24 protein-coding genes are annotated in these 26287 nt (G+C 71.9%); 3 read left to right on the top strand and 21 right to left on the bottom strand.

What is annotated here, in order from left to right; all coding sequences use genetic code 11:
* Window positions 1-4 precede the first annotated feature (4 nt).
* From ACFVIM_RS06470 to ACFVIM_RS06395, 16 genes are all read right to left on the bottom strand, one after another.
* On the bottom strand, window positions 5-706 hold the full coding sequence (locus ACFVIM_RS06470) for a glycoside hydrolase family 75 protein (RefSeq protein ID WP_384299263.1): 702 nt from the start codon (window positions 704-706) through the stop codon (window positions 5-7).
* A gap of 299 nt (window positions 707-1005) precedes the next feature.
* Complete coding sequence (gene ggt, locus ACFVIM_RS06465) at window positions 1006-2877, bottom strand: gamma-glutamyltransferase (protein WP_384299260.1); 1872 nt, start codon at window positions 2875-2877, stop codon at window positions 1006-1008.
* Between the two features lie 250 nt (window positions 2878-3127).
* Entirely contained in the window at window positions 3128-4006 is an 879-nt protein-coding gene (locus tag ACFVIM_RS06460; RefSeq protein ID WP_384299257.1) for an amino acid ABC transporter permease, read from the bottom strand.
* The gene (locus ACFVIM_RS06455) at window positions 4003-4647 is read right to left on the bottom strand and encodes an amino acid ABC transporter permease (RefSeq protein ID WP_384299254.1); all 645 of its coding nucleotides are present in this window, start codon (window positions 4645-4647) and stop codon (window positions 4003-4005) included. The genes ACFVIM_RS06460 and ACFVIM_RS06455 overlap by 4 nt, the downstream gene beginning before the upstream one ends.
* Window positions 4648-4664: 17 nt before the next feature.
* Window positions 4665-5528, bottom strand: a complete 864-nt coding sequence (locus ACFVIM_RS06450; protein WP_384299301.1) for a glutamate ABC transporter substrate-binding protein — start codon at window positions 5526-5528, stop codon at window positions 4665-4667.
* 196 nt (window positions 5529-5724) lie between these two features.
* Entirely contained in the window at window positions 5725-6471 is a 747-nt protein-coding gene (locus ACFVIM_RS06445) for an amino acid ABC transporter ATP-binding protein (protein WP_384299251.1), read from the bottom strand.
* A 527-nt stretch (window positions 6472-6998) separates the two neighbouring features.
* Complete coding sequence (locus ACFVIM_RS06440) at window positions 6999-7448, bottom strand: DUF6278 family protein (protein ID WP_384299249.1); 450 nt, start codon at window positions 7446-7448, stop codon at window positions 6999-7001.
* A gap of 95 nt (window positions 7449-7543) precedes the next feature.
* A complete protein-coding gene (locus ACFVIM_RS06435) occupies window positions 7544-8323 on the bottom strand; it encodes an exodeoxyribonuclease III (RefSeq protein WP_384299246.1) in 780 nt (259 codons plus the stop codon).
* 231 nt (window positions 8324-8554) lie between these two features.
* Window positions 8555-9181 carry an MBL fold metallo-hydrolase gene (locus ACFVIM_RS06430; RefSeq protein WP_384299243.1) on the bottom strand — a complete coding sequence of 209 codons (627 nt, stop codon included), beginning with the start codon at window positions 9179-9181 and terminating at the stop codon, window positions 8555-8557.
* A 13-nt stretch (window positions 9182-9194) separates the two neighbouring features.
* Window positions 9195-10784 (bottom strand): alpha/beta fold hydrolase, encoded by a 1590-nt coding sequence (locus ACFVIM_RS06425; RefSeq protein ID WP_384299240.1) that lies wholly within the window; start codon window positions 10782-10784, stop codon window positions 9195-9197.
* A gap of 315 nt (window positions 10785-11099) precedes the next feature.
* Window positions 11100-11675, bottom strand: a complete 576-nt coding sequence (locus tag ACFVIM_RS06420) for a hypothetical protein (protein WP_384299237.1) — start codon at window positions 11673-11675, stop codon at window positions 11100-11102.
* Between the two features lie 448 nt (window positions 11676-12123).
* A complete protein-coding gene (locus ACFVIM_RS06415; protein WP_384299234.1) occupies window positions 12124-13287 on the bottom strand; it encodes an ROK family glucokinase in 1164 nt (387 codons plus the stop codon).
* A 261-nt stretch (window positions 13288-13548) separates the two neighbouring features.
* A complete protein-coding gene (locus ACFVIM_RS06410; RefSeq protein ID WP_384299231.1) occupies window positions 13549-14376 on the bottom strand; it encodes an ATP-binding cassette domain-containing protein in 828 nt (275 codons plus the stop codon).
* Window positions 14343-15404, bottom strand: a complete 1062-nt coding sequence (locus ACFVIM_RS06405; protein ID WP_384299228.1) for an ABC transporter permease — start codon at window positions 15402-15404, stop codon at window positions 14343-14345. The genes ACFVIM_RS06410 and ACFVIM_RS06405 overlap by 34 nt, the downstream gene beginning before the upstream one ends.
* A complete protein-coding gene (locus tag ACFVIM_RS06400) occupies window positions 15401-16414 on the bottom strand; it encodes a sugar ABC transporter substrate-binding protein (protein ID WP_384299225.1) in 1014 nt (337 codons plus the stop codon). The genes ACFVIM_RS06405 and ACFVIM_RS06400 overlap by 4 nt, the downstream gene beginning before the upstream one ends.
* 746 nt (window positions 16415-17160) lie before the next feature.
* The gene (locus tag ACFVIM_RS06395) at window positions 17161-17934 is read right to left on the bottom strand and encodes a GntR family transcriptional regulator (RefSeq protein ID WP_384299222.1); all 774 of its coding nucleotides are present in this window, start codon (window positions 17932-17934) and stop codon (window positions 17161-17163) included.
* Between the two features lie 102 nt (window positions 17935-18036).
* On the opposite strand from ACFVIM_RS06395, the gene ACFVIM_RS06390 reads away from it, so the two are divergent.
* Window positions 18037-19035, top strand: coding sequence for a Gfo/Idh/MocA family oxidoreductase (locus ACFVIM_RS06390; RefSeq protein WP_384299218.1), 999 nt, complete (start codon window positions 18037-18039; stop codon window positions 19033-19035).
* Between the two features lie 70 nt (window positions 19036-19105).
* Here ACFVIM_RS06390 and ACFVIM_RS06385 read toward each other — a convergent pair whose 3' ends face one another.
* Together ACFVIM_RS06385 and ACFVIM_RS06380 are read right to left on the bottom strand one after the other, a co-directional pair.
* Entirely contained in the window at window positions 19106-19807 is a 702-nt protein-coding gene (locus ACFVIM_RS06385) for a response regulator (protein WP_384299215.1), read from the bottom strand.
* Window positions 19804-21063 carry a sensor histidine kinase gene (locus tag ACFVIM_RS06380; protein WP_384299212.1) on the bottom strand — a complete coding sequence of 420 codons (1260 nt, stop codon included), beginning with the start codon at window positions 21061-21063 and terminating at the stop codon, window positions 19804-19806. The genes ACFVIM_RS06385 and ACFVIM_RS06380 overlap by 4 nt, the downstream gene beginning before the upstream one ends.
* A 144-nt stretch (window positions 21064-21207) precedes the next feature.
* Here ACFVIM_RS06380 and ACFVIM_RS06375 point away from each other — a divergent pair, with 144 nt between their 5' ends.
* Window positions 21208-21426 (top strand): hypothetical protein, encoded by a 219-nt coding sequence (locus ACFVIM_RS06375; RefSeq protein WP_384299209.1) that lies wholly within the window; start codon window positions 21208-21210, stop codon window positions 21424-21426.
* Window positions 21427-21557: 131 nt separating this feature from the next.
* Here ACFVIM_RS06375 and ACFVIM_RS06370 read toward each other — a convergent pair whose 3' ends face one another.
* From ACFVIM_RS06370 to allB, 3 genes are all read right to left on the bottom strand, one after another.
* On the bottom strand, window positions 21558-22178 hold the full coding sequence (locus ACFVIM_RS06370; protein WP_384299206.1) for a dihydrofolate reductase family protein: 621 nt from the start codon (window positions 22176-22178) through the stop codon (window positions 21558-21560).
* Window positions 22179-22430: 252 nt separating this feature from the next.
* A complete protein-coding gene (gene alc / locus ACFVIM_RS06365) occupies window positions 22431-23567 on the bottom strand; it encodes an allantoicase (protein ID WP_384299203.1) in 1137 nt (378 codons plus the stop codon).
* 2 nt (window positions 23568-23569) lie between these two features.
* Entirely contained in the window at window positions 23570-24919 is a 1350-nt protein-coding gene (gene allB, locus ACFVIM_RS06360) for an allantoinase AllB (protein ID WP_384299200.1), read from the bottom strand.
* A 343-nt stretch (window positions 24920-25262) separates the two neighbouring features.
* On the opposite strand from allB, the gene ACFVIM_RS06355 reads away from it, so the two are divergent.
* Window positions 25263-26069 carry an IclR family transcriptional regulator gene (locus ACFVIM_RS06355; protein ID WP_384299198.1) on the top strand — a complete coding sequence of 269 codons (807 nt, stop codon included), beginning with the start codon at window positions 25263-25265 and terminating at the stop codon, window positions 26067-26069.
* Window positions 26070-26287 lie beyond the last annotated feature (218 nt).

Genomic DNA, 26287 nt, shown 5'->3' with positions numbered 1-26287 from the left:
GGGCCTAGTTGGCCAGCAGGAACTCATGTGCCAGCGCGTCCCCCAGGGTCACCGCCGCGCTGTGGCTCTCGATCGGCGAGACCTGGGCGTCGGTGAAGAGGATGTACGTCACGCCGGAGGCCACCCCGCCCGTGGCCGGGTCCGGGTCGATCCCCAGCGACTGGGCCATGGCGTAGGACGCCTCGCCGATGATCTGCGCGGGCCCGGTGTCACCGACGACCCCGTAGCGCACCTCGCCGTCGTAGATCACGGCGACGACGCCACCGCCCTTGATCCCGTCGGCGGTGTAGCGCCAGAGGGAACTCGGGCTGGGCACCACGACATAGGGAAGTTTCTCCGAGTTCAGCGGCTTTCCGTCGGATTGGTGGAACGAGGTGTCCGGCAGGAAGGACTTGTCGGTGGAGGAGTTGCACTCCGTGGTGATCTGGCCGTCGCAGTCGATGTCCATATCGGCCTTCCAGAAGACCGCGCCATTGAGCCCGCAGACCGGGACGGTGGGCGAGGCCCCGGCGTCCTTGCGGTAGAGGCCGTTGGAGATCCGGTCGCACTGGGTGACCTTGGCCAGCAGTTCGGCGGCGCCGACGGTCCCTTCGAGGACTCCGGGTACCTGGGGTGCCATGGCGCGCGCGCCACTGGCGGGCAGCGCGGCGGCGGCGAGAACGGCGGCGCCTGAGGCGGCGGCGAGCGCGAGCGTACGAGGATGCATGGAGGTTCGCCTTTCTGTGCGGACATGCCTCCCTATCGATCCCGCGCCCCGCCCGTCCTCCGACATGCCGCGCCACTCACCCCGGTCACCCCGTCGCCCTAAGAACCGTGGCCCACTCGGCGATCTCCCCGAGCGGGCCACGTTCTTCTCTCTATATGACGGTCATACGAGTGTGCTACGCCAGGCGAGTTCGCCCGGTACGCGTGTCATGGACCGGATGTCCCGCGCCTCGTCACCCAGGTGTCCCACACCTCGTCACCGGGGTGCCACGCGCCCACGGACGGATCCGGGGACCGCCGTCAGCGCGGTGCGATGTCCGCCGTACCGCAGCGGGCCGTGTCACAGCGGCCATCGCTGGGGCGTACCACCATGGCCGAACCGCCGCCCCTGCGCACCTTCTCGGCCGCCGCGAGCCAGCGGCCGTCGGACAGCCGCTCGACGCCTGTCGCGGCGCCGATCTCCGGGTTCTGCCGGAAGCCGTGCCCCAGCGCTTCCAGTTCGGCCCGCAGCGGGCTGTTCCACAGTCCGGGCTCCAGTTCGGTCGTCGTCTGGTTGCGCTGGCTGGCGCGGGGCGCGGCGATGGCCTCGACCAGCGGGAGATCACGGTCGAGCCGCCCCAGCAGGGTCTGGAGGACGGTGGTGATGATGGTCGCGCCGCCCGGGGAACCCACCGCGAGCACCGGCCGCCCGCCGTCGAGGACGATCGTCGGTGACATCGACGAGCGCGACCGCTTGCCGGGGCCGGGCAGGTTCGGGTCATGGACGGCCGGGTTGGCCGGGGCGAAGGAGAAGTCGGTCAGTTCGTTGTTGAGCAGGAAGCCCCGGCCGGGCACGGTCATCGCGCTGCCGCCGGTCGACTCGATGGTCAGGGTGTAGGCGACGACGTTGCCCCACTTGTCGGCGACCGTGAGATGGGTGGTGCTCTCCGCCGCGTGGGTCGTCGGCGCGGCCTTGCCCTTGGGACGGCAGGGGCGCGGGTCGGCCGGGTCACCGGGTGCCAGCGGGCTGGTGAGTACCGCGTTGTCCTTGATCAGGCAGGACCGGGAGTCCGCGTACCGCTGGGAGAGCAGCCCCCTGGCGGGTACGTCCTCGAAGGCGGGGTCACCGACCCAGCGCCCCCGGTCGGCGAAGACGATCCGGCTGGCTTCGATGAACCGGTGCAGAAAGCGCTGCTCCGACGTGTTCGCGAGGTCGAAGCGCTCCAGGATGTTGAGGCCCTCGCCGACGCCGACGCCGCCGGAGGAGGAGGGCGCCATGCCGTAGACGTCCAGGCCCCGGTAGGAGACCTTCGTGGGGGTCCGGCGGATCGTCTCGTACGCCCTCAGATCGCGGCTGGACAGCTCGCCGGGGCGGACCTTGCGGGTGACGCCCTCGCCGACGGGGGGTGTGCGGACGGTGCGGACGATGTCGCGTCCGATCGCGCCCCGGTAGAGGGCGCCGACCCCGTCGCGGGCCAGTTCCCGGTAGGTACGCGCCAGATCGGGGTTCTTGAAGGTGGAGCCGACGACGGGGAGCCTCCCGCCGGGCAGGAAGAGCTTGGCCGTGTCGGGGAAGTCCTCGAACCGGGCGCGGTTGGACTCGGTCTGCGCCCGGAAGGTCGCGTCGACGGTGAAGCCGTCCTTGGCCAGCCGCTGGGCGGGGGCGAGCAGTTCACCCAGATCACGGCTGCCCCAGGAGTCCAGGGCGGTGGCCCAGGTCGCGGGGGTGCCGGGGGTCCCGACGGAGAGTCCGCTGGTCTGGCCCTCACTGAACGGGAGCGGCTTGCCGTTCTCGATGAAGAGGTCGGGGCCCGCCGTGCGCGGCGCGGTCTCGCGGCCGTCGATGGTCTGTACGGTACGGGACTTGGCGTCGTAGTAGACGAGGTAGCCCCCGCCGCCTATCCCCGCCGAGTAGGGCTCGGTGACGCCGAGGGCGGCGGCGACCGCCACCGCCGCGTCCACGGCGTTGCCGCCGCCGCGCAGCACCTCGATCCCGGCCGCCGAGGCGTTGGCGTCCACACTGGCGACGGCACCGCCCGAGCCGACCGCGACCGGCGTCTTCCTCGGCTCGTCGGCCGAAGCGGCCGGGGCGGCCGAGGCGGCCGGACCACCGGTGGGGACGGTGGCACCGATCGAGACCATGGCCGTGGCGGCGGCCAGCACCGAAACCTGACGCGCGGTGAGACGACGCATCCGTGTTCCCTCCAGTCGACACTCCGTGCGCGCACTGTAGTTCACCGCGTGGCACCCGTCAGGACCGCCTCAAACATCGTTCCGAAAACACCCCCTTCCGCCCCTCACCTGTGCTTTCCCCCGGAACACCCGTCTGTCGGGGTGGCGGACAGCGCCGGGACACGAGGGCGGTCGCCGTCCCCGGGGGCGCGCCGGGGCGGCCTGCGGGAGAGGGACGGGCCTTCCCGAAGACCGCCCCGGGGGATGCCCGCTACCCCTTCGCCAGGGGGCCGCCGGGCAGCAGGGCGCCCGGATCGGCCGGCGCGCTGTCGGCGGCCCCGGTCCGAGGGGTCTTGGGGCTGCGCCGCTGCCGGCGGGCCACCCACGTGGCCAGCCAGGACAGCAGCATGCACATCCCGATGTAGATCGGCGAGATCACCATCACCACGGGGATGAACGGCAGGTCGTAGTCGAGGTTGGAGGCGATCAGCTTCCCGGCGTGCAGGAACTCCTCATAGGTGATCAGATAGCCCAGCGAGGTGTCCTTGAGCGCGACCACGAGCTGGCTGATGATCGCGGGCAGCATCGCCCGGACCGCCTGCGGCCCCAGGACATGCGTCATGACCTGGGTTTTGCGCAGGCCCAGCGCGTAGGCGGCCTCCCGCTGGCCCCGGTCCACGGAGTTGACCCCGGCGCGGAAGACCTCGGCGAGCACCGAGCCGTTGTAGAGGGTCAGCCCGGCGACCAGCGCGGGCAGCGGCTGCACCTTCAGGGCGACGAAGATGAAGAAGATCATCACCAGTACCGGCATGGCCCGGAAGAACTCGACCAGGACCGTGGCGATCCAGCGCGGGACCCGGTGCTCGGAGAGCCGCCCGCTGGCCAGGATCACCCCGAGCAGCAGTGAGAGCACCGCCGCGTAGGCGAACGCCTTGAGGGTGTTGGCCAGCCCCTGGAGCAACAGCTCCTGGATGCCCTTGTACTCGAAGGGGGTCCACTTCGCGGCGGTGAACTGCCCGGTGTCGAAGAGCAGATAGAGCACCCAGCCCAGCAGCGCCAGGATCGCGACGGTCGCGATGATCCCGTAGAGCCGGTGCCGGGCGCGGGTGCGGGGGCCGGGGATGTCGTAGAGGGCGGAGGAATCGGTCATCGGGCGACTCCATAGCGCTTCTCCAGCACATTGAAGAGGGCGCTGATGGTGAGAGTGATGATCAGATAGCCGACGGCGATCCAGACGAAGGTCCAGATGATGTTGTAGCCCAGCTCACTGAGGGTCTTGTACGTCCCGAGCAGCTCGGTGACGCTGAAGGCGCCCGCGATGGCCGAGTTCTTCGCGAGGGCGATGATCGTGGATCCGATCGGCGGGATGACGGTACGGAACGCCTGCGGCAGCACCACGGTGGTCAGGGTCTGGCCGAAGGTCATCCCCAGACTGCGCGCGGCCTCGCCCTGGCCCCGGGGGACGGTGTTGATGCCCGCGCGCAGCGCCTCGCAGATGAAGGCGGAGGTGTAGCAGCCGAGCGCGATGACCGCGAAGACCCCGAAGGGCAGCACGAGTCCGAACCGGGGCAGCCCCAGCAGGACCGCGAAGAAGAGCAGGGTGAGCGGGGTGTTGCGGAGCACGGTCACCCACGCGGTGCCGAAGGCGCGCAGGGAGGCGACGGGCGCCACCCGGAAGGCGGCCATCAGGAAGCCGAGCACGAGCGCGAGCAGCGAGGAGAAGAACGTCAGCTCGACGGTGCCGAGGAATCCCTCCGCGTAGAGGGAGAAGTTGTCGGTCAGTACGTCCATGGGGGACTGGTGGCTCCTCAGCTCGCCGGGTAGCGGTCGATCGGGGGCGGCGTGGGCGCCGGGACCCCGGAGAGGCCGAGGGTGGCGTCATACGCCTTCTTCCAGTTGCCGTTCTTCTCGTTGGCCTCCAGGGCGTCGTCGATCGCGAAGCGGAAGGCGTTGTCGGGGCGGGGCACCCCGATCCCGTACGGCTCCTGGGAGAACGGCGCGCCGACCACCTTCAGTTCGTCGGGGGCCTTGGCGGCATAGCCGATGAGGATCGCGTCATCGGTGGTCACGGCGTCGACCTGGTAGGTGAGCAGATTGTCGACACAGATGGAGTAGGTGTCGTACGAGACGAGGTCGGCCTGTGGGTAGTCCTGCTGGATGCGCTGGTACGGAGTGGAACCGGCGGCCGAGCAGACCCGCTTGCCCTTCAGGTCCTGCGGGCCCTTGATGTCGTTCTCGTCCGTGCGCACCAGCAGGTCCTGACCGGCGATGTAGTACGGCCCGGCGAAGCCGACGAGCTTCTTGCGGTTGGCGTTGATGGTGTAGGTGCCGACGTAGTAGTCGATCTGACCGTTCTGGAGGGCGGTCTCGCGGTTGGCGGAGGCGATCGTCCGGAAGACGATCTTCTGGGGATCGAGCCCCAGGGAGGCGGAGACCATCCGGGCGATCTCGATGTCGAAACCGGAGTAGACGCCGGTGGCGGGGTCCTTCTCGCCGAGGTAGGGCTGGTCCTCCTTGGCGCCGACGACGAAGTGGCCGCGCTTCTTCGCCCGTACCCAGGTGGGCGAGGAGGGCAGCTGGAACGCGGTGTCGACCTGGTAGTGCGGCAGCGCCTCGGGCTGGGGTCCCTTGACCGGAGGACTGCCCTCCTTGCCGCAGCCGGCGCTGGCCATGGCGGCGATCAGGGCGAGGACCACGAAAGAACGGGTGACACGGGTGACACGGGTGACACGGGTGGTGCGGGAGACACGGGGGCGCCCGGTGGCGGCGCGGGCGGGCCGGGCCGCCTCCGTACTCCGGGAGGTCACCGGGCGAGGGGCGCGGGCGTCGTCGCCACCGCGAGGATGTTGTCTCATTCTGATCCCCCGCTCAGTGCTTGAGGATCTTGGAGAGGAAGTCCCGGGCCCGGTCGCTCTCCGGGTGGGTGAAGAAGTCCTCGGGGGCGCGGTCCTCGACGACCCGGCCGTCGGCCATGAACACCACCCGGTTCGCGGCGGAGCGGGCGAAGCCCATCTCATGGGTGACCACCACCATGGTCATCCCGTCCCGGGCGAGCTGCTGCATCACCTCCAGGACCTCGTTGATCATCTCCGGGTCGAGCGCCGAGGTGGGCTCGTCGAAGAGCATCACCTTGGGATCCATGGCGAGCGCGCGGGCGATGGCCACCCGCTGCTGCTGTCCACCGGAGAGCTGGGCGGGGTACTTGTCGGCCTGTGCGGCCAGCCCCACCCGGTCCAGCAGCTCCCGGGAGCGCTGATCGGCCTCCTCGCGCTTGCGCCGTCTGACCTTGACGGGCGCGAGGGAGACATTGGCCAGCACGGTCTTGTGGGCGAAGAGGTTGAACGACTGGAAGACCATGCCGACCTCGGCCCGGAGCCGGGCCAGCTCCTTGCCCTCCTCGGGCAGGGGCTCACCGTCGATGAGGATCTGCCCGGACTCGATCGACTCCAGCCGGTTGACCGTCCGGCACAGGGTCGACTTCCCCGATCCGGAGGGCCCGATGACCACCACCACCTCCCCGCGCCCCACCACGAGGTCGATGTCCTGGAGGACATGCGCCTGCCCATAGAACTTGTTGACGCCCCGCAGTTCGATCAACGGATCGACGACGGCCATACGCTGCCCTACCCACTCATCGCTTGTGTCGAGGTCAGCGCAAACTATCCAGTCGGATAAGGGACTTCGCACACGACACGCATGAACGGCGCATAAGCCGTATTGAGTGACAGTCGGAGCGGCTGGGGGCGCTCTCGGGCCAGGGAGGGAGCGCGTACGGCTCCGAGGTCGGGCGCGCTCCACCGGCGCCGACCGGCGCGCGGGCGCCCGAAAGCGGTACGGGCGGCGGCGCGGGGCACGGCGGCCCCGGGCGCGCGTGCGGGCCGGTGGGCCCCGGCCGGCCGACTGGGATGAGGAGCGGCGAAGAGAGGTGGCTCCGGGACGGCCACGAGCCCTGGCACCGGAGTACCCCGCTCCGGTACGCGTCCGGCCGGGGGACGCGCATCCGGCCGCCCGGAAGCGCTACGGACGGCGGCAGCGCTACGGGCGGCGGCCTGGGGGCGGCACGGACCGAGTCCGGCGCGGGCACCCCGGCGCGGAGCCGGACGCGGGCACCGGGTCGCGCGGTGCCGGTGCCACCGGCGCCGCTACGCCTCCGCCGCCTCCGCGTACACCTGCGACAGCTCCGGCGCGCCATGGACCGCCCAGTCCAGTCCCGCCTCGACCACACCGATCTCCCGGCCGGAGGCGAGCCGCACCACCGGATGACCGCCGGGCCAGATGTGCCACACCGCGCCCGGGACGGTCCGCACGATCACCGTGCCGAGGTAGAGCCCGGCGTCATTGCCCACCCAGGGCAGCTCCTCCGGGTCATCCCGCCAACGCGGCGGCAACTGGTCCAGGGCGGCCAGCGAGTCGGGGGTGTCGTCCAGCTCAAGACCCAGCCGCTCGGCCCGCACCCGCAGCAGCTCGCACTCGGAGAACAGCTCGGCGATGGCGGCCGAGCGCTCCGGGTCGGTGTCCGCGCCAGGAAACCCGCCCTCCTCGGCAGCGGGGTCCTGCCGCTTGAGCCAGTTGTCCAAGAAAGGGATGTTCATACCACTCAGCCTCGCATCACGGTGGACGCCCCCACCACCGGGCGCCCGCCAGAGATTGACCAGAACGCGCCGCAACGCGCCCCCGGGTTTCCGCGTCAGACGTCGAGATCCACCACGACCGGGGCGTGGTCGGAGGCGCCCTTGCCCTTGCGCTCCTCCCGGTCGACATAGCCGTCCTTGACCGCCCCGGCGAACGGGCCGTTGCCGTAGACCAGGTCGATCCGCATGCCCCGGTTCTTGGGGAAGCCGAGCTGGCGGTAGTCCCAGTAGGTGAACGGGTGGTCGTACTTCAGCGGGCGCGGCACCACATCGGTGAGCCCAGTCTCCCGCAGGGCCGCCAGCGCCGCCCGCTCGGGCTCGGTGACATGGGTGCTGCCCTCGAAGGCGGAACGGTCCCACACATCGGCGTCGGTGGGCGCGATGTTGTAGTCGCCCAGCACGGCGAAGGGCCGCTCACCCGCCGCGTCGGCGGTCACCGCGTCCTTCAGGGCCGCCAGCCAGGCCAGCTTGTAGGTGTAGTGGTCATGGGTGACCTCGCGCCCGTTGGGCACGTACACCGACCAGAGACGGACCGGGCCGCAGGTGGCGGAGATGGCGCGCGGCTCGCTCACGCCCCCGTACTCGGGGCCGCCGGGCAGACCCGTGACCACGTCGTCGAGGCCGACCCGGGAGATCAGCGCCACCCCGTTCCACCGGCCGTCGGCGTGGACCGCGGACTCGTACCCGATCTCGCGCAGCTCGGCGGCGGGGAACTGCTCGGCCGTGCACTTGGTCTCCTGTACGCAGAGCACGTCGGTGCCGCTGCTCTGGAGCCAGGCCAGCAGCCGGGGCAGCCGGGCGGTGATCGAGTTGACGTTCCACGTGGCGATGCGCATGGGAAGAAGCCTAATGCCGGGGTCTGACACTCACGCCCGGCGCGCCCCCGGCCCCCGCCCGCCCCGGGCCGAGCACCCACCGGGACAGCCGCGAACCGGACCGGAGCCGTACGGAACGGAAAGGGACGCGAGCCGTACGGACACGGGCGTGAGCCGTACGGGCAGGAGCCGGAGCCGAACCGGCACGGGCCCGAGAGCGGGTGCGGGCGGACCTCGCCGGTCCGCCCGGCGTCACAGCTCCGTGCCCTCCCCGGGGGTCAGCCGCTGGTGGTGGGCACCGCCCAGGTTCGTGATGTGCCCGTCGTAGATCGGCCGGGCGATATCGGTCAGCAGCGCGTCGTGGATATCGATCGTGAGCCGGGGAGCCACCTCCCGTACATAGTCGATCACCTCGGAGATCTTGCTCCACGGCGCCTGGACGGGCAGCATCAGCGTGTCCACGGGACGTTCGGGGACGGTGAGCGCGTCACCCGGGTGGAAGACCGAGCCGTCCACCAGGAACCCCACGTTGGTGATCCGTGGAACATCCGGATGGATCACCGCGTGCAGCTCGCCGTGGACCTCGACCGGAAGACCGGCCGCGGTGAAGGTGTCCCCGTGGCCGACGGTGTGGACCCGCCCGGGGTAGGCGGGCGCGAGCCGCTCGGCCACGCTCCGCGGCGCCCACACCTCGGCCCCCGCCGCCAGGGCGGCCCGCACCCGGCCCTCCTCGAAGTGGTCCGGGTGCTCATGGGTGATCAGGACGGCGTCCGCGCCGACGGCCGCGTCCTCCTCGCTGAAGGCGCCCGGGTCGATGACGAGGACGGCCCCGTCCCGCTCCAGCCGCACACAGGAGTGCCTCTTCTTGGTGAGCCTCATAAGCCCCATCCTGCTACGGACGCGGCGTGGTCTCCTCCCGTATCACCAGGCCCGCCACCTCGAACGCCGTCTCCGCGGCGGGCACCCCGCAGTACACGGCGGTCTGGAGCAGGATCTCCCGGATCTCGTCCGGGGTCAGCCCGTTGCGCAGGGCCGCCCGGGTGTGGGCCGCGATCTGCTCCCGGTGGCCCCCGGCGACCAGCGCGGTCAGCGCGACCGCGCTGCGGATCCTGCGGTCAAGACCCTCCCGCGCCCACACCTCGCCCCAGGTGTAGCGGGTGAGCAGCTCCTGGAAGTCGGCGCCGAAGGCGTCGGCGCGGCCCATCACCTCGTCCACCCGGGCGTCCCCGAGGACCTCGCGCCGCACCCGCATCCCGGTGTCGTACGGATCGGGCCGCCCCGCCGCGTACGACTCCGGCTCCCCGGCTTCAGTGGCTTCGGTCTCGGCGACGGGAGCGACAGGGGCGACAGGAGTCACCGGAGGGGCGACGGGGGCGGCCGGAGCGGGCGCGACGGGGATCGCCGAGAGGGTGTCCTGGGCGACGCCCGCGAAGTGGCGGCCGAGCAGATCGGTCACGGCGGTGGGCTGCTCGACCGGGGCCAGATGAGAGGCGCCGGGCACCAGCGCCAGCCGGGCGTCCGGTATCCCGGCGACGAGGGTGCGCGCCTCCGCGGGACCGGTGACCTGGTCCTCCGAGCCCACCAGGACCAGGGTCGGAACGGCGACCCCGCCCAGCTCGGCACGGACGTCGAAGGTGGCGAGCGCCTCACAGGCCGCGATGTAGCAGCCGGGGTCGGTGGTGCGCACCATCTGCACCGCCCACTCGACGATCGCGGACTGGGCGGCGACGAAGGCGGGGGTGAACCAGTTCTCGGGGGTGCTGCGGGCGATGGGCTCCAGACCGTTGCTGCGGACGATGACACCGCGCTGGCGGAACTCGTCGGCGGTGCCGAACCGGGGCGAGGCCGCGACCACGGCGAGCGAGGCGATCCGGTGCGGATGGCGCAGCGCCAGCTCGATACCGACGGCGCCGCCGATGGAGCAGCCCGCGTAGCCGAACCGGCGCACCCCCAGTTCGTCCAGGGTGGCGAGGAGTCGCGCGGTCAGCTCCGCGACGGAGCTGACCGGGTGCGCGGGCGCACCACCGTGCCCCGGCAGGTCGTAGCGGATGACCCGCCACTCCCCCGCCAGCTCGGCGATCTGCCGGTCCCACATATGCCAGGTGGTGCCGAGCGAGGGCCCGAGGACGAGGACGGGCGCGTCATCGGGGCCGTCGACGCGGTACTGGAGGGTGGGCGACTGGGGAGTGGGCGCCAGGGGGGTGGCGGGCACGGAGGTGCCCGGGTGAGCGGCCGGAGTCTGTGCGGCCTGAGTGGCCCGCGGGGCCTCAGGGGCGCCGGGGGCGCCGGGGGCGCCGGGGGCGCCGGGGGCCTGGGCGGCCTCCGCGACCCCCAATACGCCCGGTGTACCCACGACTCCCGGTACGCCCGGGGACCCCAGTACGCCCGGTGTACCCACGACTCCCGGTACGCCAGGGGCCTGAGGGACATGGGCCGCCTGGGGCGTCTCAGGGGTGTGCGGGGCCTGAGGTGCTCCGGCCATCGGGACGGCGGAGGCGGCGGGAGCGGGAGCGGCGGGGACAGCCGAGGCGGCGGGCCCGCCTGGAGCGTCCAGAGCGATCGGGGGCCCGAAAGCCCCGCTCACGCCCACGGCCCCCGGCTGCGGAGGCGGCCCCTCGCGGTGGGTGCCCTGCGGCAGGAGCGGCTGCGGAGGCGGCGAGGACTGTGGGATCGGCGGGGGAGTCTGTGTGGGGGGCTTCTGCGTCTCACTCACCCGACACACCGTAGTGACCCTGGGGTCAGGTCCCGACGAGCGCCCCCTGACTTCGGGGCGCGGGGCCCGGCGGGGCGGGACGGGTCAGGGGTTGGCCGTGGAGACCACGTAGACCACGGGCCGCTTCTCGTTGGTCATATCCACGGTGATGTCCTTGGTGGGCCGGGGATCCTTCCCCTCATGGGTGGTCGCGGCCCACTCCCGTGGCGCGGTGAAGTCCCAGCCGACGGTACGGGCGTCCTTGGCCCGGATCGTCACCTTGTCGCCTTGGAGCGCCTCCCGGTCGGTGCCGACCCCCTCCAGGAAGCGGTCCAGGCCCGTCGGGGTGGTGCGGAACTCCACGTACAGCCTGCTGGTCTTCCAGTTGCTGGTCTCGAAGTAGGCCACGTCCTTGGACTTCGGCGGGATCGGCACCTCGAAGACCCGCCGCTTCATCTGGGACGGCCAGCTCTCGCGCAGCCCCTGGGCCGAGGACTCGGCGGCCTTGTCCCGGCCGCTCTCCCGGCTCTGCTGGGCGGAGATCACGAGATAGCCCGCCGGGACACCGATCAGCAGGACGATGGTCATCGCCGTCAGCCAGCGGCGGAGGATCATATGCCGTCGCCCCTCGGCGGGGCTGCTGCCCTCGTCCGGGGAGTTCGGCTGGCGCGGGACGGTCATCACGGGGTTCCTGGTTCCTGGGGGCCACTGGAATCGGAAGGGGTAATTCTACGGGGCTCGCCAGGGCGCCCGCCGGTCGCCGCCCATGGGCGCACAGGCGCGCGCACGGGCTCAAGGGTGCCGGAGCTCGGTCCGGGCGCGTGGACCGGGGATCCCGGCCGGTGCTCCACCGCCCGCTCAAGCGGCGAGTCGACGGGGGATCCCCGCCGCCGGTCCGTCCGCCCCACCCGTACGGGAGGTACGGCGGCCCCGGCACCGGGGACGCCATGGCGTCCCGTTCTGGATCGTGCCGGATCGTGCCGGGTTCGGATGCCTCTCCCGGCTACCGCCGGGCGCCGCGCTCTCCCCCTGGGCCCGGTGGCCCGAGTGGGCGTACCCGCCCGGACCCGGCGGGTACTCCCGCTCAGGCCGGCCCTCTCCCGCCCGGTGCCCGGCGGCACGGAGGTGCCTAGGGCCCCTGTTCCGGGCGGGCCGAGGAAGTGGAGCTGCGCAGGGCCTGCGCGTACCGCTCGTACCGCTCCTGGCGCTCCACCCGGCGCCGGTTCGCCCGGCGGAAACGGCGCGCCACCAGCCGGGCCAGGTCGGCGGCGCCGACCATGCCCGCCTCGGGGCCGAGCTGCGCCTTGGTGATCCTGGCCTCGGGCCGGTAGCCCCGGCCGGTGAGATGGCGCCGGAAGGCGTCCCGCGCCGGGCCGATCAGCAGATCGTCGGCGGCGCTGACGCCACCACCGATGACGAAGCACGACGGATCGAGCGCGGCGGCGAGATTAGCGATGCCGACACCCAGCCACTGCCCGATGTCCTGGAACAGCTCGACGCACATCGGGTCGCCCTCACGGGCCAGCTCGGTGATCAGCGGGCCGGTGATGTCACCGACCGAGCCGCCCACCCGCTCGATGAGGGTGTGGGCCACGGGAGAGTCGGCGGCCGCCAGCTCCCTCGCCTCGCGGACGAGCGCGTTCCCCGAGCTGTACTGCTCCCAGCAACCCCGGTTGCCACACGGGCAGCGGTGACCACCGGGCACCACCTGCATATGCCCGAACTCGCCGGCCACCCCGAACTTGCCGCGCTTGACCCGGCCGTCCTCCAGGATCGCGCCGCCGATACCGGTACCCAGCGTGATCATCACCAGATGGTCCTCGCCCCGGCCCGCGCCGAAGCGCCACTCCGCCCACGCGGCGGTGTTGGCGTCATTGTCGACCAGGACCGGCACGGCGAGCCGCGCGGACAGGGCGTCCCTCAGCGGTTCATTACGCCACGCCAGATGCGGGGCGAAGAGGACGGTGGAACGGTCCGCGTCCACCCAGCCCGCGGCGCCGATCCCGACGGCGTGCACATCGTGGCGGTCGGAGAGATCCAGGACCAGCTCGCAGATGGTGTCCTCGACGACCTTGGGGCTCTTCGACTTGTCCGGGGTCTCGGTACGGACCTTCTCCAGGATCACCCCGTCGGCGTCGACGACACCCGCCATCACCTTCGTACCGCCGATGTCGATGCCGACGGTCGGCACACGAGGCGCGGTGAGATGCGAACGGCGCTCACGGGTGCCGACGGTTCGCAGGACGGTGGCGCGGGCGGAGCCGCGGTGCGCGAAATCGCGGTAGGTGCTCATGTCCCTGCGGGGTGTAGGGGGCGGTGGGCGGATCGAGGCGGCCGCGCCCCGAGACCCCTGAATTCTGCCAGGTCCCCCACCCCCCGCACCCTGCGGGCGCTCCGCCCCGGTCCCCACGGCGGGACCTCGCCCGCGCGAACAGGCGCGTGCCCTGCCGCGGGGGCCGGTGCGGGCGTCTGTTCCGCCGGGCCTCGCGAGGCGGGCGCGCCGTGGAACGGCAGGGGCGCGGGGCCGACCCGCACAAGCCGGGCGCGCCTGAGGTCAGGCGCGGCGGGTGGCTCCGGCGCGGGCGAGCTCGTGCTTGAGGTCCTCCAGCTCGCTCCCGCCCGCCATCTGCCGCGTCAGCTCATCCAGCGTCACCGAGTCCTTCGTATGGCTCGCCGTCATCGCGCCGCGCTTCAGCAGGACGAACCGGTCCCCCACCAGGTACGCGTGGTGCGGGTTGTGCGTGATCAGCACCACGCCGAGCCCCGCGTCCCGCGCCGCCGCCACGTACTTCAGCACGACACCGGACTGCTTCACCCCCAGCGCGGCGGTCGGCTCGTCCAGCACCAGCACCTTCGCGCCGAAGTACACGGCGCGGGCGATGGCGACGCACTGGCGCTCACCGCCGGAGAGGGTCCCGATCGGCTGGTCCACATCGCGCAGGTCGATGCCCATCCGCAGCAGCTCGGTCCGGGTGGTCTCCCGCATCCGGCGGACGTCGAGGCGCCGGAAGGGGCCGGATCCCTTCGTCGGCTCGGAACCCAGGAAGAAATTCCGCCAGACCGGCATCAGCGGTACGACCGCGAGATCCTGGTAGACCGTGGCGATGCCCCGGTCCAGGGCCTCGCGGGGGTTGGCCAGCCGGGTCTCCTCGCCGTCGATGGCGAAGGTCCCCGCGTCGTGCTGGTGCAGCCCCGCGATGATCTTGATCAGGGTGGACTTACCGGCGCCGTTGTCCCCGAGGACACAGGTGATCTCCCCGGAGCGCACCTCCAGCGAGACCCCCTCCAGGGCCCGGATGTTCCCGTAGAACTTGCTGACACCGTCCAGCTCCACCAGAGCGGGTTCGGTCATCGTGTCGCCTCCGCTCGTCTGCGGACCCATGCGTTCAGCAGGGTGGCCAGGAGGAGCATCGCCCCGAGGAAGAACTTGAACCAGTCCGGGTTCCACTCCGCGTAGACGATGCCCTTGCTCGTCATGCCGAAGATGAACGCGCCGACGGCCGAGCCGATGGCGGAGCCGTACCCTCCGGTGATCAGACAGCCGCCGATCACGGCCGCGATGATGTAGATCAGCTCATTGCCGACGCCCTCGCCGGACTGCACGACGTCGAACGAGAAGAGCAGATGCTGGCCGGAGATCCAGGCCGCGAAGCCGACCCCCATATAAAGGCCGATCTTGGTCTTGACGACCGGGACGCCGACGGCCCGCGCCGCGTCCGAACCGCCGCCGACCGCGAAGATCCAGTTACCGAAGCGCGTCCGCAGCAGGACCCATGTCGCCAGGGCGATCAGGACAAACCACCACAGGATCGTCACCTTCAGGGTGACATCCCCGAGGGTCAGCTCCGAGGCGAAGACCTTCTTCGCCGAGTCGAAGCCCTCCATATCGGCGATCGACTTGGTGGAGACGGTGCCACTGATCAGCTTGGTGAAGCCCAGGTTCAGTCCGGTCAGCATCAGGAAGGTGCCGAGCGTGATGATGAAGCTCGGCAGCTTCGTCCTGGTCAGCAAGGCCCCGTTGAAGACGCCGATAGCCAGGGTGACCAGCAGGGACACCCCGACACCGACCCACACATTGGCCGTCATCTGGTAGCTGAACATCGACGACACCAGCGCCGAGCTGGTCACCAGCACACCGGCCGAGAGGTCGAACTCACCGCCGATCATCAGCAGCGCCACCGGGACCGCCATGATCCCGATCGTGGAGGCCGCGTAGAGGACGGTGGAGAGGCTCGCCGCCCGCAGAAAGGAGTCGGCGACGATCGAGAAGAAGAGGAAGACGGCGATGGCACCCACCACCGAGCCCAGCTCGGGACGGCCCAGCAGCCGCTTCCACGGCGAGAGCCGGATCAGCCGCTCATCGGACGGCGGCGAGGGAGCGGCCTCGGCCGGTGGCGCGCTGGTGCTCATCGGGTCCCCCGCTTGGTGTAGTCCTCCAGCCGGGCGGCCTCGTCCTGCGTGATGATCTGCGGCCCGGTCAGTACGGGCTTGCCGCCGCCGAGCACATCCGCGTTGTAGCGGTAGAGCCACAGCAGATCCACGGCCTCATACCCCTGAAGATACGGCTGCTGGTCCACGGCGAAGCCGAGCCTGCCGTCCTTCAGACTGGCGGCGACCTTGGCATTGAGGTCGAAGGTGTCGATCTCCGCCTTGCTCCCGGCGCTCTGCTTCGCCTTCACGGCGGTGTCCGCGAAGGGCGCGCCGAGGGTGACGACCGCGTCGACCGCCCGGTCGGCCTGGAGCTTGGCCTCGATGGACGCCTGGACGTCGGGCATGTTCGTGCCATCCACGTACAGGTTCTGCAACTGCCCCTTGAACGTCTTCTTCGCCCCGGCGCAGCGCTGCTCGTGCCCGACATTGCCCTGCTCGTGCAGGACACACAGCGCCTTCTTCTTGCCCCGCTGGTTCAGCTCCTCGCCGACCGCCTCCCCGGCGACCGTCTCGTCCTGACCCACATGGGTCAGCGCGCCGAACGCCTTGGACTGGTCGACACCCGAGTTCACCGTGATCACCGGGATACCCGCGGCCACGGCCTTCTCGACGACCGCCTTCATGGCGTCCGGCTTGGCGAGGGTGACGATCAGACCGTCGACCTTCTTGTCGATCGCCGTCTGGACGAGCTGCGCCTGCTGCTGCGCCTCGTCGCTCTTGGAATAGACGAAGTTGATGTTGTCCTTGGCGGCGGCCTGCTCGGCCCCGTTCTGGACGATGTCCCAGAAGGTGTCGCCATCACCGGAGTGGGTGACCATCGCGAAGGTCCAGCGCGGAGTGTTCACGGCCGCCTTCCCCGCCGCCGCCTCCGCCTTACGGGCGTCCTCCGCCCGCTTGCCACCGGTGCTGCTGCATCCCGCCAGCGAGAGTCCGAGCACCGTCGCCAGCACCGCGCCGAGCGCGCGTACCCCTGTCCTTGCCCTTGCCACGGTGCCGTGCCCTTCTCGCCGTACTCGTCCTCGCCCCGACCGGGGCACTGTCCCCCGGCGTGACCTGGGGGCGATATCCCGCCCCCCAACCGCCCAAGTATGGGTCACGGCAGATCGCGGGGTCCGCATCGGGTGCTTTTTAGCTGCTTTTTACGCACTTCTTCTTTTTTTAGCGGTTCTTCACCTCCGGGGCGCTTTAGTCGATGTCTCGCGTCCGACGTGCTCGATCGCTCGTTCCTCGCGATCTCCGCGCGACGGCCACGAGATCCCCCAGGCCTGCGCCTGGGGGTGCCCCCAGACGCGCCCCTTTGGCTCAGAACCGACCTCGGGTGGAGCGAATCGTCGCACGGAGCTACTCACCGGCATAGCCCCTGGGTGTGACCCGGTGGCGGGGCTCCCACGCGAGAAACCGGGGGCGGGCGTCCTTCGGAGAATCGACAACGGCCACGGTCACGCGGACAGGTACCACCACAGCCGGGCTCCGGGGGCACGTTCGGGGGGTGCAGGGTCGCCCCCGCAGGGAGTGGCGGGGCAACCCGGTCTCACGGGACAGGGGGGTCTTGTCCGCCGCTCACGAGGAGGTGAGCCCGGAGGCCCCCGAACCCCGCACACAGAGCACAGCGGCAGCGACAGACACCGCACCCGCGGACCGCACACAACGGAACCCCACCGACACCGCGCCCGGCACCGGACCACGGCCCGGAGGGCCCCGCACCACGGGCTCGCCCCGCAGCGGCCGCGAGCCGTCAGGACCTGACCAGGAGCTGGAACTCGAACGCGTACCGGGAGGCGCGATAGAGATGGGAGCCGTACTCCACGGCGCGGCCGGTGTCGTCGAAGGTCGTGCGTTCCATGGTCAGCAGGGGGGCGCCCGGCGCCTCCCCGAGGAGTTCCGCCTCCGTCGCCGAGGCCGCCCGCGCGCCGACCGACTGGCGGGCGCTGTGCAGGGTGATCCCCTCGGCCCGCATCACCCGGTAGAGGCCGGTGGCCTCCAGGCGGGCGGTGGCGCAGTCGAACAGGCCCGGCGGCAGATGGTTGGTGAGCAGGGCCATCGGCTCCCCGTGGGCGTACCGCAGCCGCTGGACGCGCTGGACCTCGCTGCCCACCGCCACCCCGAGGGCGGCGGCGACCTTCGCGTCGGCGGTGGACTCCGCGTTGGCGAGGACGACGGTGGCGGGGCGCTGTCCGGCGGCCTCCAGGTCGTCATAGAGGCTGCTCAGCTCCAGGGGGCGTTTGACCTGGCTGTGGACGACCTGGGTGCCCACGCCTCTGCGCCGTACCAGCAGGCCCTTGTCCACGAGGGACTGGATGGCCTGGCGGACCGTGGGGCGGGAGAGCCCCAGCCGCCCGGCCAGCTCGATCTCGTTGCCGAGGAGGCTGCCGGGGGTGAGCACCCCGCGCTCGATGGCCGACTCCAGCTGCTGCGAGAGCTGGTAGTAGAGCGGCACCGGGCTGGTCCTGTCCACGCTCAGGTGGAGCGACAGCGCGCGTTCCGTCACGGGTCTGGGCTGTTTGGGCACGTGGCGAGCGTAGTCGCCGCTTATGTTGACGGGAAGTCCTGAAGTCAGGTTGTCAGGACAAACCCTTGACATCGTGGTGGGCCCGGCGCCATTTTGGGGCGCATGCGCATCGGACTCATCGGTACGGGACGTATCGGCGCCTTCCACGCGGAGGTCCTCAGCCGCCATCGGGACGTCGGCTCACTGGTCGTGGCGGACGCGGATCCGGCCCGGGCGGCCGTGGTCGCCGAGGCCGTCGGCGCCACGGTGGCCGGGGTGGAGGAACTGTTCGACGGCGTGGACGCGGTGGTGATCGCCTCGGCGACCGCCTCCCACGCCGGGCTGATCGGACGGGCGGCCCGTGCCGGTCTCCCCGCGTTCTGCGAGAAGCCGATCGCCGTGGACCTGCCGGGCACCCTCGACGCGCTGCGCGAGGTCGAGTCCGCGGGCACCACGCTCCAGATCGGTTTCATGCGCCGGTTCGACGCCGGGTACGCGGCCGCGCGGGAGCGGGTCCGTTCGGGTGAGCTGGGGCGGCTGCACACCGTCCGGGCGGTCACCGCGGACCCGGCGCCTCCGCCCGCCGCGTATCTGCCGCTCTCCGGCGGGCTCTACCGGGACTGTCTGGTGCACGACTTCGACATCCTGCGCTGGGTGACCGGACGGGAGGTCGTGGAGGTCTACGCGACCGGCTCGGACGCGGGCGGGGCGATGTTCCGCGACGCGGACGATGTCGACACGGCCGCCGCCATCCTCACCCTCGACGACGGCACACTGGCGACGGCGACCGCGACACGGTGCAACGGCGCGGGGTACGACGTACGGATGGAGCTGGCGGGCGAGCGCGGGCAGATCGCCGTGGGGCTCGACGACCGCACCCCGCTGACCTCCACGGAGCCCGGGGGCCCTGGCGCGCCCGAGCGGCCGTGGCCCGGTTTCCTCGAACGCTTCGCCCCGGCGTACGAGGCCGAGCTGCATGCCTTCGTACGGCTGGTACGGGGAGAGACAGCGAATCCGTGCGACGGGCGTGAGGCGCTGGCGGCGCTGCGGATCGCGGAGGCGTGCGAACGCTCGCGCCGCACCCGGCGCCCGGTCACCGTGACGGCCCCGGCCACGGACTGACCACACCCCGCGCCCGGTCGGCCTCATGGCCGGGGCTCGCCACATCCCGCGCCCGGTCACACCGGCCCCTCTACGGCTCCTCGTCGAGCAGTCCGGCGTCATGCGCCAACAGGGCGATCTGCACCCGGTTGTTGAGCCCGAGCTTGGCGAGGATCCGTGAGACATGCGTCTTCACCGTCGGCACGCTCATATAGAGGGTCGCGGCGATCTCCGCGTTGGAGTGACCGCGTCCGACGGCGACGGCGACCTCACGCTCCCGCTCGGCGAGGGAGGCGACGCGCTGCCCGGCCGCCCGGCGGCGGGCCCCGTTCCGCGACTCCCCGGCCGGGGAGCCCGGCTCGTCCCCGGGTTCCGCCGCGACCCGCGTCATCAGCTGCCGGGTCACGGACGGGGAGAGTACGGGATCCCCCGCGGCCACCCTCCGTACCGCCGCGACGATCTCGGCGGGCGGGGTGTCCTTGAGGACGAACCCGGCCGCCCCGGCCCGCAGGGCGCGCAGCACCTGCTCATCGGCGTGGAAGGTGGTCAGCAGGACCACCTGGGGCGACCGGGGGCGGCGGCGCAGTTCCTCGGTGGCGGTGAGCCCGTCGACGGCGGGCATCCGGATGTCCATCAGCACCACATCCGGCCGGAGCCGCTCCACCAGCTCCGGGACCTCCGCACCGTCGGCCCCCTCCCCCACGATCTCCACATCCTCCGCGCCGCCGAGCATCAGGGCGAGGCCCGCCCGCACCAGAGGGTCGTCATCGACGACCAGCAGCCGTATGGTCATGCCGCCCACGGTAGCCAGGCCCGGACCTGGAAGCCGCCCGCGCCGGTCCGGCCGTGCTGGAGGGTGCCCCCGGCGAGCGTGGCCCGCTCGGTGAGGCCGATCAGTCCCTGACCCGAACCGGGCACCTTCGGAACCTCGCCGTCCGGCGCCGGATTGTCGACCTCGACGGTCACCCCCTCGCCCTTGCGCCCCCGCAGGGTGAGGGTGACCTCGGCGCCGGGCGCGTGCTTGCGGGCGTTGGTCAGGCCCTCCTGGACGATGCGGTAGACGGTACGGCCGACCGCGGCCGGCACGGTGTCCGGGGCGTCGATGCCGTTCTCCAGGGACACCTTCATGCCCGCCGCACAGACCTCGCCGACCAGCGCGTCCAGGCTGGCGAGCGTGGGCTGGGGCCGGTCGCCGCCATCACCGTCACCGGGCGTGCGCAACACCCCGATGATCTCCCGCAGATCCTGGAGCGCCTCATGGGCGCTGTCACGGATCACCCCGGCGGCGCGCGCCACCTCGGCGGGCGGGGCGTCCGGCCGGAACTCCAGCGCACCCGCGTGCACACTGAGCAGAGTCAGCCGATGGGCGAGCACATCGTGCATCTCCCGGGCGATGGCCTCCCGGGCCAGCCGCTGGGCCTGCTCGGCCCGCAACTCGGCCTCGGCCTCGGCCCGCCGCGCCCGCTCGCGCAACACCACCACCAGCTGGCGCCGGGAGCGCACCAGCATCCCCCAGCCGACCGCCAGCAGCACCATCACCACCCCGAGCAGCACCGACCCGAGCACACTCATACTCGGATCGGGCCGCAGCAGCGGCTGGAGGACGGCGGTCAGCAGGGCGAACCCTCCGGCCAGGGCGACGGGGCGGAAGGGCCGGTGCACCGCCAGGCTGAAGACGGCCACGATCTGGGCGCCCCCGGCGACCGGGGTGACCAGGACCAGCAGCGACAGCAGCACCGCCAACTGCACCGGCCAGCGCCGGCGCGGCCACAGCGCACAGCAGGCGGCGGCGCCGACCAGCTGGTCCACGATGACGATCGGCTGACCGGTGTTGACGTCCTGGCTGGTCTCGGCCGCCGCCAGCCCCACCAGCGCCGCGAGGACGAACATCACGGTGTCCACGATCCAGTCGCGCACGGTACGGCGGGGCCTGCGGCCCCGGGGCCGGTCGCCCTCGCCCTCCTCGCCCGCCACCGCACCCGGCCGGTCCGGGTCGATGCTCTCCACCATGGCCGAAGGCAGAAGCCAGGGGTACTCCGTGCGCGTCATGCGCCCAACTTAGGCGGTCATGGTCGCCGGGCCACGCCACGCGCCCCGGCCCGGCACCAAAGTCGCCGGGGAAGAGACTTTCGTCGCGCCGATCGGTCCGGAGGACGGACGCGGTGAGCGGGGGCGGCGGCCGATCATCGGTCCATGTGGAAGATTGTCGAGACCTGCGGCGGAGTGCTGGTGTTCCTGGGCGGGTGCGGGGTCCTGCGGGAGCTGACGGGGTGGTTCTCCTTCATGGGCTTCACGCGGATACTCACGGACAGCGCGGATGTCCTGCGGGACAACGCGCTGTTCACGAACATCGTGATCACGGTCCTGGGCGTCGCCCTGGTGGCCATGTCCGCCAACGCGCACCGCCCTTGACCCCCACGGGCCCGTCAGGTGAGCCATGCCCCCAGGACGGGCCCGCCGGTTCCCGCCCGGCGACGGGGGCGCGCCGGAGCGCGTGGGCCCGCGACGCGCACGGGCGGGGGCAGGCCCCATGGAGGGAGGGGTCAGGTGTCGGCGAAGGTGCCGAATTCGGGGCGGCCGGCCAGGTCGTAGGTGTGGATCGCCACCCCCGCCCCCGTCATCCGCGCCTCCCGGTGGTGGAACGCCGTCGGCACCGCGCCGTCCGCGAAGAGCCGCAGCCCGGTCCCGAGGACCACGGGGAAGACCAGCAGCCGCACGGTGTCGATCAGGTCGTGGGCCATGAGGGCGTGGGCGAGCCTGCCGCTGCCGTGGACCTGGAGTTCGCCCTCCTCCAGGCCGTCCTTGAGCGCGGCGACCTCGGTGGCGAGGTCGCCGCCGAGGATGGTGGTGCCTTCCCAGTCGGCCTGCTCCAGGGTCCGGGAGGCCACGTACTTGGGCAGGGTGTTGAGCCGGGAGGCGATGGGGTCGGTGGGGTCGGTGTGGCGGGGCCAGTACCCGGCGAAGATGTCGTAGGTCCGGCGCCCGAGCAGAAAGGCCCCGGCCCGGTCGAAGACCTCACCCATGAAACGGCCGAAGTCCTCGTCTCCGTACGGGACGGACCAGCCGCCGAGCGCGAAGCCGCCCCGGGTGTCCTCCTCGGGCCCGCCGGGGGCCTGCATCACCCCGTCGAGCGTGACGAACGTGGTGATCGTGAGGTGAGCCATGGTCGCTGTCCGCCTCCTGAGTGCTGCGGTCGTGAGCGGCTACGGAGATCGTGCCCCGGTCGCTCTCCCAGGGTGAACGTCCCGTCGTTGTCCCGCCAGCGCGGCGGGATCCCTCTTGATGTGAGGGACGGCGCGACGACGCGTCCCCGCGGCGGGAGGCCCGGGGCCTTGGGGCGCTTCGGGAACGACGGCCGCGTCCCCTCCCGTACGGTGGGACCCGGGTGCGGGGACCCCGTATCCCCCGCCGCCGGGTCAGAAGGCGTCGCGCAGCCGCTTCTCGCCCTCCCCCGTCAGTTCCCCGAAGAGCCGCAGCCGTGAGATCCCGCCGTCCGGGTAGATGTCCATCCGGACCCGGCGGGCCACCACCTTCCGCCCCAGGACGAAGCGGTGGACGGCGTCCGGCTGGAGCCGGGTCCTGGGGAGGATCTCCACCCACGCGCCGCCCACCTCGTCCTGGGCGGTGAGGGCGACCCAGCCCGCGCTGTTCCCCTTGAGGTACGCGGTGTCGATCTCCACCGCGCGGATCTCCCCCTGTTCCACCAGCCGGTAGCGGATCCAGTCGTTGCCCCGGTCACGGCGGCGGCGGGTCTCCCAGCCGTCGTCCATCTTCCGGGAGCGGCCGGGCTGGATGGTGTGGGTGGCCGGGGAGTAGAAGAGGTCGGAGGCGTCCTCCACCTGGCCGCCGTTCTCCAGGGCGACCAGATCGATGGTGCCCAGCGCGGCGAGCCACGCGGGGTCGGGGACGATCTCTCCGTACACCCGCAGCCGTGCGATACCGCCGTCGGGGTGCTGCCGCAGCCGCAGATGGGTGTAGCGGTGGCCGTCATCGACCGCGAAGCCGTTGGCGGCGTGGCCGCCGACGGGGGTGCGGGGGACCAGGGTGGTCCACTCGATGTCCTCGGCGAGGAGTTCCGCGGCGCCGGGGGTGCCGGAGAGTGAGGTGGCCTCGACGGAGACGGCCTGCGGGTAGTTGCCCCGGAAGTGGGCGGTGTCGACGACGATCCCCCGGACGACGCCCGGTGCGCCGAGGCGTATCAGCGCCCAGTCGTGGTCGTCGTCCCCGGGGTGGGGGGCGGCGGACCCGGTACCGCGTCTGCGGCGGGTCTCCCAGCCGTCCATGATCTTGCCCTTGTGGCCGAAGTGCTCCGGGTCGAAGGCGGCCCGGTCCCGCTTGAGCAGGTTCTCGCGTTCGGCGAAGAACTCGTCGTTGGCGGCGAGGACAGCGCCCCCGAGTCTGCGGTCGGCGAGGTCGGCGAGGTGGGTGAAGGGGAAGTCGGCGGTGCGGTAGTCGGTGTAGGGGTCACCGCCGCCGTAGGGGCGGGCGTCGCCGGTGAAGGAGGGCAGTGCGTCTGAGGAGGGGGAGGGAGCGGAAGCGGAGGGGGTCGGCATCGTCAGTCGTCCCTTTCGAGGAGTCGGCCGGTCGGCGCGCAGGCGGCGGTGTCCGTCGCGATGGGCACGCCCCGGAGCCAGGTCGAGCGGACGGTTCCGTAGAGTGTGCGGCCCGCGTACGCGGTGACCTGGTTGCGGTGGTGCAGCAGGGCGGGGTCGACGGTGAAGTGCTCGTCGGGCGCCAGGACGGCGAAGTCGGCGTCGCGGCCGGGGGCGATGGCGCCCTTGTGGCGCAGACCGGCGAGCGCGGCGGGCCCGGTGGACATCCAGCGCGCCACGTCCTCCAGCGTGTGGCCCCGGGCGCGGGCCGCGGTCCATACGGCGGGCAGACCGAGCTGGAGCGAGGAGATCCCGCCCCAGGCGGTGGCGAAGTCCCCGGTCTTCAGCCCGGTGGTGCAGGGCGAGTGGTCGGAGACGACGGCGTCGATGGTGCCGTCGGCGAGCCCGGCCCAGAGGGCGTCCTGGTTGGCGGCCTCCCGGATCGGCGGGCAGCACTTGAACTCGGTGGCGCCGTCGGGGACTTCCTCGGCGGTGAGGGTGAGGAAGTGGGGGCAGGTCTCGACGGTGATCCGTACCCCTTCGGCGCGGGCGCGGGCGAGCGCGGGCAGCGCGGCGGCGGACGACAGGTGCAGCACATGGACGCGCGCGTCCAGCTCCCGCGCCAGCTCGACGAGGGTGGCGACGGCGGTGTTCTCGGCGGCCGGGGGCCGGGAGGCGAGGAAGTCGGCGTAGGCGGGGCCGGGGCGCTGTCCGGTCAGTTCGGCGGGGTCCTCGGCGTGCACGATGAGCAGTCCGCCGAAGGCCGTGGTCTCGGCCATGGCCCGGGCCAGCCCGGTCCGGTCCAGCGCGGGGAACTCCTCGACCCCGGACGGCGAGAGAAAACACTTGAAGCCGTAGACCCCGGCGTCGTGCAGCGCCCTCAGCCGCCCGGCGTTCCCGGGGATCGCCCCACCCCAGAACCCGGTGTCGACGTGGACCGCGCCGCGGGCGGTGTCCTGTTTGGTACGGAGGTGGGGGACCGTGGTGGTCGGCGGCAGCGAGTTGAGGGGCATGTCCAGGAGGGTGGTGATCCCTCCGGCGGCGGCGGCCCGGGTGGCGGTGGCGAAGCCCTCCCACTCGCTGCGGCCGGGGTCGTTCACATGCACATGGGTGTCGACCAGACCGGGCAGGACCACGTCGTCGCCCGTGTCCACCCGCCGTACCCCCGCCGGTACGGGCGTGTCATACGGGAGGACGGCCGCGATCCGCCCGCCCTCGACGGTGACCGAGGCGGGTCGCAGTCCGTCCTCGGTCACCACCCGGGTGGAGCGCAGTACCAGTTCTCCCCGGTGGGCGTCGCTGTGCGCGTCCAAGCCCGGCCCCTCTCTCGTCCCCTGAAATTCAACGAACTGTTGAAGGAGTTTTCCTCCGCGCGGGCCACCCGTCAAGGGTGTACAAATTCCATTGGGCGAAAAGTCGTTTCCGCACAACAGAAGGTAGAGTGGTCGGCGGAGAGCCGTTCGCGGTGACCCCCACGCCTCGGTGAGACCGCGACGAGACCGCGGCGGAGCACGCCCGGACACCTGCCCGGCCACGCCGTCGCCCCCGCCGAGACCCCGGCTGACCGGGAAGGACGCCGGACGGAGCACGATGTGCCGGGCGTGATCCCCGGGTAGGCTGCTCCCTTGTCCGCCCGCCCGAAAGGACCCGCCAGCCGTGCCGACGTCCAGCGCCAGCGCCTCCGACGCCACCAAGACCACGAACGGCGGAGGTGGAGTCCAGTCCCTGGAGCGCGCCTTCGATCTGCTGGAGCGGATGGCCGACGCGGGCGGCGAGGTCGGCCTGAGTGAGCTGTCCACCAGCAGCGGCCTCCCGCTCCCCACCATCCACCGCCTGATGCGCACCCTCGTGGCCTGCGGCTATGTCCGCCAACAGCCCAACCGGCGCTATGCGCTGGGGCCCCGGCTGATCCGGCTGGGCGAGTCGGCCGCCACCCTGCTGGGCACCTGGGCGCGTCCCCATCTGGCCCGCCTGGTCGACGAGACCGGCGAGACGGCGAACATGGCCCTCCTGGACGGCGACGAGATCGTCTATGTGGCGCAGGTGCCGTCCCGGCACTCGATGCGGATGTTCACCGAGGTCGGGCGGCGGGTGCTGCCGCACTCCACCGGTGTGGGCAAGGCGCTGCTCGCGGGCGTTCCCGCCGATACCGTGCGCGCCCTGCTCTCCCGTACCGGTATGCCCGCCGCCACCGACCGGACCATCACCACCCCGGACGGCTTTCTCACCGCCCTGGCGGAGGTGCGCGCCCGCGGCTACGCGGTCGACGACAACGAGCAGGAGATGGGGGTGCGCTGTCTCGCGGTGGCGGTGCCCGACTCCCCCACGGCGGCGGCGATCTCCATCTCGGGACCGGCGGGCCGGGTCACCGACGAGGCGACGGAACGGATCGTGCCGATCCTCCAGGAGGTCGCCCGCGAACTGTCCTCATCACTCCGCAACCCACCGGGCGCCCCGGCGTGACCTCCACCACCGCGCCACCGGCGTACGGGCCCTGACGGCTCGTCGGCGGCGGGCGCGGGGCCGGTTCGGCGGCGGGCGCGGGACACCGTACGTGTACGGGATCCTCCGTCACGGGTACGGGAACGCCCGCCACGCCTACGGGATCCTCCGTCACGGGTACGGGATCTTCCGTCCCGGGTGCGGGAACGCCCGCCACGCCTACGGGATCTTCCGTCCCG

Source organism: Streptomyces sp. NPDC057638 (assembly GCF_042800315.1).
Taxonomy (GTDB): Bacteria; Actinomycetota; Actinomycetes; order Streptomycetales; family Streptomycetaceae; genus Streptomyces.
The sequence above is the reverse complement of the archived record's forward strand: the minus strand, read 5'-3'. Positions and strand labels throughout refer to the sequence as shown.

Coding starts and splice junctions, on each gene's coding strand:
- ACFVIM_RS06450 (WP_384299301.1), bottom strand. CDS start 5,528: ATGGCCAGCGCCGGCTGCGGCAAGGAGGGCAGTCCTCCGGTCAAGGGA.
- ACFVIM_RS06380 (WP_384299212.1), bottom strand. CDS start 21,063: ATGACGCGCACGGAGTACCCCTGGCTTCTGCCTTCGGCCATGGTGGAG.
- ACFVIM_RS06430 (WP_384299243.1), bottom strand. CDS start 9,181: ATGAGGCTCACCAAGAAGAGGCACTCCTGTGTGCGGCTGGAGCGGGAC.
- ggt (WP_384299260.1), bottom strand. CDS start 2,877: ATGCGTCGTCTCACCGCGCGTCAGGTTTCGGTGCTGGCCGCCGCCACG.
- ACFVIM_RS06370 (WP_384299206.1), bottom strand. CDS start 22,178: ATGGCTCACCTCACGATCACCACGTTCGTCACGCTCGACGGGGTGATG.
- ACFVIM_RS06440 (WP_384299249.1), bottom strand. CDS start 7,448: ATGAACATCCCTTTCTTGGACAACTGGCTCAAGCGGCAGGACCCCGCT.
- ACFVIM_RS06385 (WP_384299215.1), bottom strand. CDS start 19,807: ATGACCATACGGCTGCTGGTCGTCGATGACGACCCTCTGGTGCGGGCG.
- ACFVIM_RS06390 (WP_384299218.1), top strand. CDS start 18,037: ATGCGCATCGGACTCATCGGTACGGGACGTATCGGCGCCTTCCACGCG.
- ACFVIM_RS06470 (WP_384299263.1), bottom strand. CDS start 706: ATGCATCCTCGTACGCTCGCGCTCGCCGCCGCCTCAGGCGCCGCCGTT.
- ACFVIM_RS06425 (WP_384299240.1), bottom strand. CDS start 10,784: ATGGCCGGAGCACCTCAGGCCCCGCACACCCCTGAGACGCCCCAGGCG.
- ACFVIM_RS06435 (WP_384299246.1), bottom strand. CDS start 8,323: ATGCGCATCGCCACGTGGAACGTCAACTCGATCACCGCCCGGCTGCCC.
- ACFVIM_RS06460 (WP_384299257.1), bottom strand. CDS start 4,006: ATGACCGATTCCTCCGCCCTCTACGACATCCCCGGCCCCCGCACCCGC.
- alc (WP_384299203.1), bottom strand. CDS start 23,567: ATGCCGACCCCCTCCGCTTCCGCTCCCTCCCCCTCCTCAGACGCACTG.
- ACFVIM_RS06415 (WP_384299234.1), bottom strand. CDS start 13,287: ATGAGCACCTACCGCGATTTCGCGCACCGCGGCTCCGCCCGCGCCACC.
- ACFVIM_RS06420 (WP_384299237.1), bottom strand. CDS start 11,675: ATGACCGTCCCGCGCCAGCCGAACTCCCCGGACGAGGGCAGCAGCCCC.
- ACFVIM_RS06410 (WP_384299231.1), bottom strand. CDS start 14,376: ATGGGTCCGCAGACGAGCGGAGGCGACACGATGACCGAACCCGCTCTG.
- ACFVIM_RS06455 (WP_384299254.1), bottom strand. CDS start 4,647: ATGGACGTACTGACCGACAACTTCTCCCTCTACGCGGAGGGATTCCTC.
- ACFVIM_RS06375 (WP_384299209.1), top strand. CDS start 21,208: ATGTGGAAGATTGTCGAGACCTGCGGCGGAGTGCTGGTGTTCCTGGGC.
- ACFVIM_RS06405 (WP_384299228.1), bottom strand. CDS start 15,404: ATGAGCACCAGCGCGCCACCGGCCGAGGCCGCTCCCTCGCCGCCGTCC.
- ACFVIM_RS06445 (WP_384299251.1), bottom strand. CDS start 6,471: ATGGCCGTCGTCGATCCGTTGATCGAACTGCGGGGCGTCAACAAGTTC.